The organism is Neorhizobium phenanthreniclasticum (genome assembly GCF_040066075.1).
In the GTDB taxonomy this organism is placed as follows: domain Bacteria; phylum Pseudomonadota; class Alphaproteobacteria; order Rhizobiales; family Rhizobiaceae; genus Neorhizobium; species Neorhizobium petrolearium.
This window is the reverse complement of record NZ_JBEAAL010000026.1, coordinates 43,990-56,520: the sequence shown is the minus strand read 5'-3', so window position 1 is coordinate 56,520 and position 12,531 is coordinate 43,990. Positions and strand designations below refer to the sequence as shown.

Below are 12,531 nucleotides of genomic sequence, written 5' to 3'. Positions count from 1 at the left end.
CCTTCAGATATCCCTCACGTGTTGAAATAATGCCGGCGCGAAAGGCGTGTCTGGATATAGAGGCGTTCGCCATAGGTGCCGGGGTTGTAGGAGTTTCCGCTTTCCTGCACCGGCACCGAGACATTGCCCTCGCTCGGGAAGCGGGCGACGAATTCCTCGTCGATATCGCAGCCGAGACCCGGCGCATCGGGCACGGCGATCGATCCGCCTTCCTGTACCGGATGCGGCACGATCACATGCTGGCGGCCTTCCCAGTCGTCGTCGATGCGTTCCAGGATGAGCGCGTTCGGGATCGAGGCGAGCACGTGCAGCGCGGCATATTCCGCGACCGGTCCGAGCGAGCCGGAATGCGGCGCCATCTGGATGTGATGGGCTTCCGCCATGGCGGCGATCTTCTTCATTTGGGTGATGCCGCCGGCGCGGCCCGTATCCGGCTGGATGACGTCGACCAGTTCCTCCTCGATGAGCTGCCGCTCGCCGAAGATGGTCGCGGTGCGTTCACCCGATGCCAGCGGGATATGTGCGGCGTCGCGGATGCGGCGGTAGCCTTCGATATTGTCGGGCGCGATCGGGTCCTCGACCCAGAGCAGTTCGTAGGGTTCGAGCTTGCGCACCAGGCGGCAGGCATCGGCCGGCGTCATCCACGGCGGGCCGTGCAGGTCGATGGCGATGTCCATCTCGTCGCCGACCGCCTCGCGCAGCATGTCGACCTTGCGGACCGGATCGGAGACGCCACCGCATTTCAGCGCCTTGATGCCGCGCTCCTTGACGGCGAGCGCCTGCTCCACCGTGTTGGCATGCGAATAGATCGGGATGCGGTCGCGGACCTTGCCGCCGAGCAGGTTCCAGACCGGCACGCCGAGCGCCTTGCCCTTGATATCCCAGAGCGCCATGTCGATGCCGGTCATGGCGCCGCCGCCGACCGTGCCGAGCATGCCGTGGCCCATCATGGCGATCGCCATCTTCTGCCAGAGCTTTTCGATATGCGCCGGGTCCTCGCCGATTAGCAGCGGCGCGAGATCCTTGATGGCCGTCTCGATGACCCGCGGCCAGCCGGAGCATTCGCCGATGCCGGTGATGCCCTCGTCGGTCTCGATCTTCAGGAAAAGCCAGTTGCGCGTGCCTTCGAGCTTGTGCTGGGTGACATGGCCCGCATGACCGTCGGATGCCCATTTGGAGCGGTGCGGCTGGCCGGCATGCATGAGAAAGGTGCGAATTCCCGTGATCTTCATCGTGCGGAACTTCCATTCTTGACGTTACTGGGTTCGGTATAGGGGCTGGGTTCGGTGTAGCGGAACCGCCGGGAGTGGTCGCGGTCGCGCGGGTCCGGCCGGGGAATGGCCGAGATCAGTGCCTGCGTATAGGGATGGTCGGGGGCGTTGCAGACCTTGTCCGCCTCGCCCACCTCGACGAGCCTGCCGCGATACATGACGCCGACCCGGTCGCACATGTAGCGGATGACGCCGATATCGTGGCTGATGAAGATATAGGCCAGGCCAAGCTGGTCCTGCAGCCGCATCAAAAGGTCGAGCACCTGGAAGCGGACGGAGACGTCGAGGGCCGACGTCGCCTCGTCCGCCACGATGACCCGCGGATCGAGCGTGATTGCGCGCGCAATGCCGATGCGCTGGCGCTGGCCGCCAGAGAAGGCGTGCGGATAACGCTCGCGGGTTGCCGGATCGAGGCCAACCTGCTCCATGAGATGGCAAACGCGCTCGTCGAGCTGCCTGCCCCTGGCGATGCCATTGACGAGCAACGGTTCGCCGATGACCTGGGCGACGGTCATGCGCGGATTGAGCGAGCCGAACGGGTCCTGGAAGACCATGCGGAGTTCCCTACGCGCCGCCTTCAGCTCCGCCCCTTCCAGCCTGGCGAGATCTACGACCTTGCCGTCGGCGCGGCGGTAATGCATCTCGCCGGCGGTCGGATCATAGAGCCGCATGATCGAGCGACCCATCGTCGTCTTGCCCGAGCCGCTCTCGCCGACGATGCCGAGCGTTTCCCCCGGCAGAAGGGCGATCGACACATCGTTCAGCGCTTTCAACTCGCCGAACTCCATGGTGAGATTGCGGATATCGAGGATGGGATCGGCGGTGGTGTCGAGCGGCGGCCGCGCAAGCCGGATTTCTGCCTTCTGCTCCAGCTTCAGGACCGAGCCGATCAGCATGCGCGTATAGGGGTCCTTCGGCGCATGGAAAATCTCGTCGACCGGGCCGTATTCCTTCATCACCCCGTGATGCATGACGAGAACGTCGTCGGCGATCTGGGCGACCACTCCCATGTCGTGGGTAATGAACAGCACCGCCATGCCGTGGGCCTTCTGGAGCCGCGAGATCAGGTCGAGGATCTCGGCCTGGGTCGTCACGTCGAGGGCGGTCGTCGGTTCGTCGGCGATCAGAAGCTGCGGCTTGCAGGCGAGCGCCATGGCGATCATCGCACGCTGGCGCATACCGCCGGAATACTGGAAGGCGTAGCGGTCGAGCGCCTTTTCGGGATCCGGGATTTCCACCTGGCGCAGCAGCGAAATCGCCTCCGCCCTGGCCTCCGCCTTGCTCATCTTCAGGTGCAGGCGGAGCACTTCGGTGATCTGGTCGCCGACGGTATGCACCGGGGAGAGCGACGACATAGGCTCCTGGAAGATCATGGCGATGTCGGCGCCGCGCACCGAGCGAATAAGCTTGCCGCGCGGATCGAGTTTCGCGAGGTCGAGCGAACTTCCGTCCTGACGGTTGAGAGTGATCGAGCCGGAGGCAATGCGGCCCGGTGTATCGATGATCTGCAGGATCGAGCGGGCCGTGACCGATTTGCCCGATCCACTCTCGCCGACGACGCAGAGCGTCTTGCCCGGCTCGATCGAGAAGGAGAGATTATCGACCGCCCGGAAGATGCCGGTGCGGAGCGGGAACTCCGTCACCAGGTTCTTCACTTCGAGCAGCGGCTTATTGGTCGTCATTGCAGGGCGGGGTGCGATGGTGAGAATATCGGTCATCGGCGCCTCACTTGTTATAGGGATCGGCCGCATCGCGCAGGCCGTCGCCGAAGAGATTGAGCGCCATGACGGCGACGACGACGGCGGCTCCCGGCATGAAGAGCCAGGGAGCGGTCGCGATGGAGCGGATGTTCTGCGCCTCGCGCAGGAGCACGCCCCAGGAGATGGTCGGCGGCTGCAGGCCGAGGCCGAGGAAGGAAAGAGACGTCTCGGCGAGGATCATCGCCGGCACCGCGAGCGTCATCGACGCGATGATGTGGCTCGCGAAACTCGGCAGCATGTGCCGGAAAATGATGCGGCCCTCGGGCACGCCGTCCAGGCGGGCTGCCGCCACGAACTCCTCCGTCCGAAGCGACAGGAACCGGCCGCGCACGACGCGGGCAAGCTGCGCCCAGCCGGTAAAGGACAGGATGATGGTGATCATCATGTATTGCAGCGTTGCCGGCCAGCCCTGCGGCAGTGCCGCGGCGAGCGCCAGCCAAATCGGGATCGTCGGCAGCGACAGGACGAAATCGATCACGCGCTGCATGACGAAATCGATGCGGCCGCCGTAGTACCCCGATATGCCGCCGAGCACGATGCCGAGCAGCAGCGACAGGAAGACGCCGACAAGACCGATCGACAGCGATATCTGCGCACCCTGCACCGTGCGGCTGTAGACGTCACGACCCAGGCGGTCGGCGCCGAACAGGAAGAGCGGATGCGCCTTGTCGGTCGTTGCGATCAGGTGGATATCGGTTTCGAACAGGCCCAAGACGGAATAGGTGTAGCCGCGCCCGAATAAGGTGATCGGAATCCGCCGGGTCGTGTCTTCCTTGTAGATGGCCGCGAGCGTCTCCGGGTCGCGGGTCAGCTTCAGCGGATAGTAGTGCGGCCCGAATTTGAAGCCGTTCGTCGTGTCGAAGAAGTGGATGGCCTGCGGCGGGTGGAACGTCGCGCGCGCATTCTGCTGGATCGGATCGTTGATCGCGAAGAAGCCGGGTACGACGGCGACGATATACATCGCGACCGTGACGAAGAGCGCGACCATGGCAAGCCTGTGTCGCTTGAAAGCCCACCAGATGAGCTGCCATTGCGAAGCGACAGCGGCGCGGTCCGGACGGATATTGGTGATGGCAATGTCGGCCATGTCGCCCTCCTATTCGAGCCGGATGCGCGGATCGACCAGCGCCAGCAGGATATCGCTGATCAGCGAGCCGATCAGCGTGAGCGCGCAGATCAGGAGCACGAAGGCGCCGGCGAGATACATGTCCTGCGCCATCAGCGACTGGAGCAGCAGGGGCGCTGCGGTCGGCAGGTTGAGCACGATCGCCACCACGACCGAACCGGAAATCAGGTTCGGCAGCAGCCAGGCGATCGTCGAGATGAACGGGTTGAGCGCGATGCGCAGCGGATATTTGACGAGCAGCCGGAATTCGGAAAGGCCCTTGGCCCGCGCCGTCGTCACATAAGGCTTCGGCAGTTCGTCCAGCATGTTGGCGCGCATGACGCGGATCAGGCTCGCCGTGGACGACACCGCCAGGATCGCTACCGGCAGCCACAGATGCGTCAGGAGATCGAACATCTTGGCGATGCTCCAGGGCGCGGTCTCGTATTCCGACGAGAACAAGCCGCCGACATCGGCGCCGAACTCGACGGCGGCGACATACATCAGCACTAGAGCGAGCAGGAAGGACGGGATCGAGAGCCCGAAGAAGGTGAAGGCCGTGAAGGCGTAGTCGCCGATCGAGTATTTCTTCACGGCGGAGTAGACGCCGATCGGCAGCGCGAGTGCCCAGGTGGCGATCAGGCTTGCAAGCGCCAGCACCAGCGTCAGCGCCATGCGTTCCCATATGAGGCCCGAAACGGGTTGCTGCCATTCGAACGAGATGCCGAAATCGCCGCGGGTGACGATGCCCCATATCCATTTGAGATACTGCACCAGCATCGGCTGATCGAGCCCGAAGCGCTCGCGCAGGGACGCAGCGGTATTCTGGTCAATGACTTCGTTCGAGGAGGCAAGCGTCGCGATATAGGTGGTGACGAAGTCACCGGGCGGAAGCTGGATCAGCACGAAGGCCAGGAAACTCACCGCAAACAGCGATGGGATCATCCAGAAAAGGCGTTTGACGACGAATTTCAGCATGGAACGCTCGCAATTCGGATTGCACGGTACACCGACGCAAAGCAGAAGCTTTCGCCGCGGTGCCTGGGCAATAGGATTTGGAGAAGTGCCGCCGCCCAGGGCGGCGGCACGGCCAAGACAAATCAGCTCGTAAAGGTGAACTGCTGCGGCAGTGCCGGACCAGGATTCGGCCAGGACCAGCTATCCGGCTGCTTCTCCGGCACGTTGCGGAGGTTGTTGCGGATCACGCCGAAACCGCCGACCGCCAGGCAGACTCCCATAACCTCGAAATCCTCTGCGGCGAGATCGAAGATCTGCTTCATGATCGCCCCGCGCTTGTCGAGATCGGCGGTGGAGCGGGCCTCATCATAGAGCTTCATCCGCTTCTTCTGGCTTTCCGGCGGCTCCTCGCCCTTCTCGCCGTTGGACGTGTACCAGAGCGTCCACGGGATGGCATAGCGGGAACCCTGCGGGTGGAAGGCGAAGAAGTCGCGCGGGTCGAGCATCGGGTCGAGCCCGCCGGGACCGGGCCAGACCTGCGCGTCATGGGCGTTGTCGTCGCCGCGGGTGTAGTAGAGCGCGCGTTCGATCGTGTTGACCTTCATGTCGATGCCGATTCCTGCCCAATGCGCCTTTACCAGTTCCAGCACGTCGACGAGGTCCGGATAGAGCGTCGGGATGACGTCGACTGCGAAGAAGATCGGCTGTCCGTCCGGGCGCAAACGGATGCCGTTGCCGCTCTTCTTGTCGAGGCCGGCGGCATCCAACATGGAATTGGCCTTATCCGGGTCATATTCCGTGAATTGCCGTGCCAGTTTCTCGTGATACCAGGGATGGCCCGGACGCGGGCCGGTCTGGTAACCTTCGCTCTGGCCGAAATAGATGATGTCGATGATCTCCTGGCGGTTGATGCCGATCGACAGCGCCTGGCGGAAGGACTTGTCCGCAAATATCTTGCGCAACGCCGGGTCCTTGTGGGTCATGTTCAGGTAGAGCGAGCACTGCTGAGCCGCCGAGGGAACCAGCGACAACAGCCGGTAGTCACCCTTCTCCATGTTCTGCGACAGGGTTGGCTTGTTCGCCAGGCTGTTGATGTGGCGCTCCTGGATATCGACCTTGCCGGAGATGACGTTCAGCATCAGCGATTCGACGTCCTGCGAGATGCCGAAGTTCAGCTCGTCGATATAGGGGAGCTGGTTGCCTTCCGTATCGACCTGCCAGAAGTACGGATTGCGGGTCATCAACACACGGGTTGCCCCGCCGGAGTAGGGCTCCTTGATCACCCAGGGATCGAGAACGGGTTTTTCGGGGTTGGCCCAGCGGGACGGGATTTCGATATCTCCGCATTTCGCCCGGAAAAGCTCGGTCCAGCTCGTCACGCCCGCCGCTTTCACATCGGCATCCAGATTGGCGTTATATTTCGGCAGGAATTTGCTGCAGTAATGCTTCGCGAAGAGCGTCGGATGCTGCCCGAGCGGCGTCGCCAGATTTTCGAGATAAAGCGCATTCGGCGCGGCGAAGGTGAATTTTACGGTGTAATCGTCGATCTTCTCGACGGTGACCGGCTTGCCGCCAACCACGATCTGCGCCGGTGTCGCGCTGTAAAGTTCCTTGTTCTTGACGACGTCCTCGATGGCGAAGACGACGTCATCGGCCGTGAATGGATGCCCGTCGGACCACTTCGCGCCCTTCAGAAGATGGAACGTGAATTGCGAGGCATCGTCATTGACCTCCCACTTCTCCGCAAGGTTCGGAAGAACCGCCGTGAACTCCAGGTTCCAGCGCACGAGGCTCTGATTGCCGACCATGCGGAGGATGCCGTTATGGTCGGACGAGCCGCGCAGGCCGCGCCTCAACGTGCCGCCATAAGCACCGACTTTCTCGGAGGGCGTCACGACCATCGGGTTTTGCGGCAGCCGATCCGCCAGGGGCGGAAGCTTTCCCTCCTTCACGAGGGCAGCCAGCTGCGGCGCCTCCTTTCCGCCGGCGGCCCTGGCACTGCCACCGGCAACGGAGAGGGCGACAGCTCCACCCACCCCTGCCAGAAACGTCCGGCGGGTTACGCCGGCAGAAATGAACTCATCGTCGCGCATTGAAGTCCTCCCATGTCCTCCAGAACCACCGGATGGCTCCAGCGGCCTCCCAGCCGCCATCGCCTCGGACCCTCCATCCGATCGGCTCGAGGACCATAAGCCGCTTTTCAGATGATTACAAGTATTGACAGATTTTTACAGGTTAAATAGTTCTAGGCGGAAGCAGCCTCATGACTGCATGGGAGGAAGACGGATGACATTCGCTGAGGAAACACGGGAAAAGCTCAAGACGGTTTCGACCGCCACACTGACCACGATCCTTCTGAAGCGCGGGCTTCGGAACGTGTTCATTCACGGGATCCACAAGATCAACCCGGATGCTCCCCGGCTCGTCGGGCCGGCATTCACACTCCGCTACATCCCGGCGCGGGAAGACATCGATCACGTGGGCGTCTTCACCGACCGCACACACCCGCAGCGCCGCGCCATCGAGGAATGCCCGCCCGGCCATGTGCTGGTGATGGACAGCCGCAAGGACTCGACCGCGGCTTCGGCCGGCGCCATCCTGATGACAAGGCTCTACATGCGCGAGGCGGCGGGTGTCGTCACCGACGGCGGCTTCCGCGACACGCCGGACATCGCCAAACTGCCGTTCGCGGCCTATCATGCGGCCCCTTCGGCGCCGACCAATCTCATCCGCCACCACGCGCTCGACATCAACCAGCCGATCGGCTGCGGCGATGTGCCCGTCTATCCCGGCGATATCATCGTCGGCGACGACGAAGGCGTGGTTGTCATTCCCGCCGCCATGGCTAAAGAAGTGGCCGACGAAGCGGTCGAGCAGACGGCTTTCGAGGATTTCGTCGAGGAACGCGTGAAGGCGGGACGGGGGATTTTCGGGCTTTATCCGCCCGGACCGGAAGCCGAGGCCGAGTTCCGCGAATGGAGACGTGAAAAGGGACGCTGATGGACCAGCCTGGCGTGATAGCGGCGGCGAAGACCGAACCTCGCTTCAGCGACATCATCTACGAGAAGATCGTGAGCATGATTGCCGACGGCCGCTTTCCCGTCAACGAACGGCTTCCATCAGAACCCAACCTCGCCGTCATGCTGGGGGCTTCGCGGCCGGTCGTGCGCGAGGCGCTGGAGCGGTTGAGGGCCGACCAGCTGATCGTTTCGCGCAAGGGCTCGGGCTCCTACGTGCGGCAACGGCCGGATTCCTCGGTCTTGAAGCAGGTGCCGGTCGGCTCGCTTGCCGACGTGCAGCGGTTCTTCGAATTCCGCGCCGGGCTCGAAGCGGAGGCTGCCGAGCTTGCGGCCCGCAACTGGCAGGTCAACGACAAGATCCGGATCACCGCGGCACTCGAGGCGCTCGAACGATGTCTTGAGGTCGGCGAACTGGGGGCGGAGGAAGACCAGGCGCTGCATGACGCGATCGCGATGGCGACCGGCAACCAGTTCCATGTGATCGTCAGGGAATGGTTCAGGCCGCATTTCGCAATCGGCATGTCGGTGACGCGCAGCCTCAGCCTGAAGAGGACCCCGCTGCATGTCCGCACCGTCCAGGACGAGCATACGGCGATCGTCGAGGCCATTCTGGCACGCCGGGAACAGGAAGCGCATGACGCGATGAAGACTCATATCCTGAATGCACGCGCCCGCATGTTCCAGGGCGTGGGAAGTTAAGTTCCGGACACGGCGCGGGGAGGCGCCCGGGAGGAGGAGTATTTTGAGACGGATCGCGATGACGGGCGGTGCGGGCCATATCGCTTCGCAGCTCAGGGAGTTTCTTTGCCCCGATGTGGAGCATCTGAGGCTCATCGACCTGAAAGCGCCGGAAAGCCTGGCTTCCAACGAGAGCTTCTTCGAGGCCGACCTTTCCGATGCCGACGCCATGCGCAGGGCGCTCGAAGGCATGGATGGCATCATCCACCTCGGCGGCATTCCGCGCGAGGGGGAAATCGGTGACGTCCTGCGCGTCAACGTTCTCGGGACCCACAATCTCTACGAGGCGGCGCGGGAAAACGGCGTCGGCCGCGTGGTGTTCGCCTCCAGCAATCACGCGACCGGCTTCTATCCCCGTTCGCAGACGATTTCGCCCCTCGACATCCCGCGCCCGGACAGCCGCTACGGGCTATCGAAATGCTGGGGCGAACTTGTCGCGGGGCTTTATTACGACACGGCGGGCATCCGCACGCTTTCGATCCGCATCGGCAACGCCGCCGTCTATCCCAACAGCGAACGGTCGGCGGCGATCTGGATCAGCGCCCGCGACCTCTGGCAGCTGGTTAAAATCGGGCTTACCCATCCCGATATCGCCGCCGCCGTGGTCTATGGCATGTCCCGCACCGATGCCCGTTGGTGGCGGGACGAACTCGCAGAACGCCTCGGTTACCGACCGCAGGACAATGCCCGCGATCACCTGCGCATCGAGCAGGCAACCGAGAGCGCCGTGGCCTCCTTCTTCCAGGGTGGTGGTTTCTGCGAACCCGACCATGACGGAAATATCCGGCTGCGTGACCGGGACGGACTGGTCGTGCCTTCGGGAGCGCCATCATGAGCAAGACGAAGATCATTACCCCCGACGTCCGCCGCGTTATCGATTTTCCCCTGAAGGTGGGCGAATCGCCCACATGGGACGACCGGACCGGCGATCTCTGGCTTGTCGACATTCTCGCGCCGGCGGCCATCTGCCTCAGGGCCGATGGCCGGGTCGACCGTTTCGACATGCCGGTCAAGATCGGCTGCCTGGCGCTCTGCGAAAGCGGCGATATCGCGGTTGCGCTGGAAACCGGCGTTCACATCATGAATCCGAAGACCGGAACCATGAAACTGCTCTGCAATCCCGATGGCGGCCGCCCGGATAGCCGGCTCAATGACGGCAAGGTCGGGCCGGACGGCTGTTTCTGGGTCGGCACGCGCGACGAAGCTATTCCGCAGACCGGCAACGCGCGCCTCTACCGGGTCATGCCGGACGGCACGTTCGCCATCATTACCGACGGGCTTCTGACCTCCAACGGCCTCGCCTGGAGCCCGGACGGCCGGACGATGTACCATTCCGACAGCAGCGGCCTCTTCGCCCAGGTCTTCGATTTCGACCCGGAAAAGGGAGTGACCGGTCCGCCGCGCCGGCTCCGCGATTTCACGCCCGAGGAAGGCCGCCCGGACGGCGCGGCCATGGATGCGGACGGTTTCTACTGGATCGCCGGCGTTCTATCGGGCGGCGTCAACCGGCTATCGCCGGATGGCGAGGTCATCGAGATCTACAAGGTGCCGGCAAAATCGCCGACCATGCCCTGTTTCGGCGGCCCGGACCTCGGCACGATCTATGTGACCACCCTTTCGAACGATAACAACGGCACTTTCGAGCAGGGAACAGTGTTTGCCTTCGAAGCCGGCATTCAAGGTACGCCGGTCCACCGTTTTGCGATTTGAAACCAATTGTCTCCGTAAACCAGGAGAGGGAAAGATCATGAATATCCGGGACTTTCGAAAAGCATTGACCGGCATATCCGGGGTGCCGATCACTGCCTACGGCACCGATGGCGAGGTGAACGCCCATACGACACGAGCCGTCTATGCACGCGTTGCGACCGCCGGAATCCATAATATCGTGGCGGCAGGCAATACCGGCGAATTCTATACGCTGACACCCTCCGAAATCAGCACCGTCATCGAGGCGGCTGTCGCCGGCGTCGACGGCAAAGCACCCGTGACGGCGGCTGTCGGCCGCTCGCTGCGCGAAGCGATCGAAATGGCGAAGGCCGCGAAAGCCATGGGCGCCTCGGCCGTGATGTCGCATCAGCCCGTCGATCCCTTCGCGGCGCCGGCCGCACAGGTCAATTATTTTCGCGGGCTTGCGGAGGAATCGCCCCTGCCGCTCGTCGCCTATGTGCGAGCCGAAGGCTTCGGCCTCGACGACATGATGCGGCTGGCGAGCCATCCGAACATCGCCGGCATCAAGTTCGCGACGACGGACATCCTCCTGCTGTCGCGTTCCATTGCGGCCTCCGATCCCGGCAATGCGCTCTTCGTCTGTGGCCTGGCGGAAAGCTGGGCACCGGCCTTCACCGCCGCCGGCGCGAGAGGCTTTACGTCCGGCCTCGTCAATGTCGCACCGCAGTTTTCACTCGCCATCCATGCCGCACTCGAAAGCGGCGACTTCGCCGAGGCCCGCCGGATCATCGCGCTCATCGAGCCCTTTGAGCGCATGCGCACGAAATACCGCAACGGCGCCAATGTCACGGTCGTCAAGGAGGCTGTCGGCATCATGGGGCTCGCCGTCGGGGACGTACGCCTTCCCGGCCTGCCGAGGCTCGATCCGGAAGACCGGGTAAAGCTTGCGGGCCTTCTCAAGAGCTGGGCAACGGAAGGCAGAAAACTCGATACCGCAGTCTAATCCGCGGTATGGTTCTACCTCGCCAGCCGTCTCAGAGCCTGAGGCGGTTGGCCGAAGTTGCGAATGAAGGCACGGCGCATACGACCGGAGTCGCCGAAACCGGTGGCCTCGGCGATGTGCTCAAGCGGGGAATGGCTTGTCTCGACCGCCCTTCGCGCGGTCTCGAGACGCAGACGCTCCACGACCTTTGCCGGGGTCATGCCGGTTTCAGCCGAGAAGGCTCGAGCGAAATTGCGCGGGCTCATGGCCGCGCGGTCGGCAAGACGTTCCACAGTCAGCGGCTCGGCGAGGCTCCTGCGCATCCATTCGATCAGGTCCATGAACCGGCCAGTCCGCCCGCCCAGTTCCGTCAGCGCCGAAAACTGCGACTGTCCGCCCGGCCGTCGCTGATGCACCACAAGCTGCTGCGCCGTCCGACGGGCGATCTCCGGGCCGAGGTCGTCCTCGATCAGCGCAAGCGCCAGATCAATACCGGCTGAAATGCCCGCAGACGTCCAGACATCGCCATCCCTGATGAAGATGCGCTCCGCATCCAGCCGGGTCTTTGGATAGCGGCGGGCGAAATCCTCCGAATTGCCCCAATGGGTGGTGGCGCGACGCCCATCGAGCAAGCCGGCTTCGGCGAGGATATAGGCGCCCGAACAGACGCTCGCCGTCCGTCGCGACGTGACACGCTTCAGCCAGGCCAGTATTTCCTGAAACGCCGGCATGGAACGGATGACATCACCACCCGAGACGATGATTGTATCGAAAGGCCCTCCCTGGAGCTGCCCGGCCGTGAGCTTCAGCGCGGAAGAACTCTCGATCTCACCTCCACCGGGCGCCATCAGCATCAGCTCGTAGCTTTCCGGCCGAAACCGCTCGGCGATCTCTAAAGCCGTCGTCGGGCCAGCCACATCCAGTAGCTGGAAACCCGGAAAGATGACGGTGGCGATCGCTCGGCGCATGGCAGGAAATGCCCGATTTATGTCATTCCAGACAGAACGTAGCGGCTGTAATCTCGCTT

11 protein-coding genes are annotated in these 12,531 nt (G+C 63.3%); 5 read left to right on the top strand and 6 right to left on the bottom strand.

All coding sequences use genetic code 11. The features are described 5' to 3' along the window. Positions 1 to 14 precede the first annotated feature (14 nt). The 5 genes from ABK249_RS26065 to ABK249_RS26045 all read right to left on the bottom strand — a co-directional run bounded on the left by ABK249_RS26065 (position 15) and on the right by ABK249_RS26045 (position 7,186). Positions 15 to 1,232 (bottom strand): mandelate racemase/muconate lactonizing enzyme family protein, encoded by a 1,218-nt coding sequence (locus ABK249_RS26065; protein ID WP_037152380.1) that lies wholly within the window; start codon positions 1,230 to 1,232, stop codon positions 15 to 17. Next, positions 1,229 to 2,989, bottom strand: a complete 1,761-nt coding sequence (locus ABK249_RS26060) for an ABC transporter ATP-binding protein (protein ID WP_037152378.1) — start codon at positions 2,987 to 2,989, stop codon at positions 1,229 to 1,231. Before ABK249_RS26060 ends, ABK249_RS26065 begins: the two co-directional genes overlap by 4 nt. Before the next feature lie 7 nt (positions 2,990 to 2,996). Continuing rightward, positions 2,997 to 4,118: an ABC transporter permease gene (locus ABK249_RS26055; protein WP_348864466.1), complete on the bottom strand. Its 1,122-nt coding sequence runs from the start codon at positions 4,116 to 4,118 to the stop codon at positions 2,997 to 2,999. A gap of 9 nt (positions 4,119 to 4,127) precedes the next feature. Continuing rightward, positions 4,128 to 5,114: an ABC transporter permease gene (locus ABK249_RS26050; RefSeq protein ID WP_227704797.1), complete on the bottom strand. Its 987-nt coding sequence runs from the start codon at positions 5,112 to 5,114 to the stop codon at positions 4,128 to 4,130. 122 nt (positions 5,115 to 5,236) lie between these two features. After that, positions 5,237 to 7,186 (bottom strand): ABC transporter substrate-binding protein, encoded by a 1,950-nt coding sequence (locus tag ABK249_RS26045; protein WP_348864465.1) that lies wholly within the window; start codon positions 7,184 to 7,186, stop codon positions 5,237 to 5,239. Positions 7,187 to 7,379: 193 nt separating this feature from the next. Between ABK249_RS26045 and ABK249_RS26040 the strand changes: the two genes are divergently transcribed. Genes ABK249_RS26040 through ABK249_RS26020 form a run of 5 tightly spaced genes read left to right on the top strand, consistent with a single transcriptional unit; the run spans position 7,380 to position 11,525 of the window. Further along, on the top strand, positions 7,380 to 8,093 hold the full coding sequence (locus tag ABK249_RS26040) for a ribonuclease activity regulator RraA (RefSeq protein WP_348864464.1): 714 nt from the start codon (positions 7,380 to 7,382) through the stop codon (positions 8,091 to 8,093). After that, the gene (locus tag ABK249_RS26035) at positions 8,093 to 8,812 is read left to right on the top strand and encodes a FadR/GntR family transcriptional regulator (protein ID WP_052182903.1); all 720 of its coding nucleotides are present in this window, start codon (positions 8,093 to 8,095) and stop codon (positions 8,810 to 8,812) included. The genes ABK249_RS26040 and ABK249_RS26035 overlap by 1 nt, the downstream gene beginning before the upstream one ends. 43 nt (positions 8,813 to 8,855) lie before the next feature. Then, positions 8,856 to 9,686 carry an NAD-dependent epimerase/dehydratase family protein gene (locus ABK249_RS26030; RefSeq protein WP_348864463.1) on the top strand — a complete coding sequence of 277 codons (831 nt, stop codon included), beginning with the start codon at positions 8,856 to 8,858 and terminating at the stop codon, positions 9,684 to 9,686. Continuing rightward, positions 9,683 to 10,561 (top strand): SMP-30/gluconolactonase/LRE family protein, encoded by an 879-nt coding sequence (locus ABK249_RS26025; RefSeq protein WP_348864462.1) that lies wholly within the window; start codon positions 9,683 to 9,685, stop codon positions 10,559 to 10,561. Before ABK249_RS26030 ends, ABK249_RS26025 begins: the two co-directional genes overlap by 4 nt. Positions 10,562 to 10,598: 37 nt before the next feature. Beyond that, complete coding sequence (locus ABK249_RS26020) at positions 10,599 to 11,525, top strand: dihydrodipicolinate synthase family protein (protein ID WP_348864461.1); 927 nt, start codon at positions 10,599 to 10,601, stop codon at positions 11,523 to 11,525. A gap of 14 nt (positions 11,526 to 11,539) precedes the next feature. Here ABK249_RS26020 and ABK249_RS26015 read toward each other — a convergent pair whose 3' ends face one another. Next, positions 11,540 to 12,472, bottom strand: a complete 933-nt coding sequence (locus ABK249_RS26015; protein ID WP_348864460.1) for a GlxA family transcriptional regulator — start codon at positions 12,470 to 12,472, stop codon at positions 11,540 to 11,542. Positions 12,473 to 12,531 lie beyond the last annotated feature (59 nt).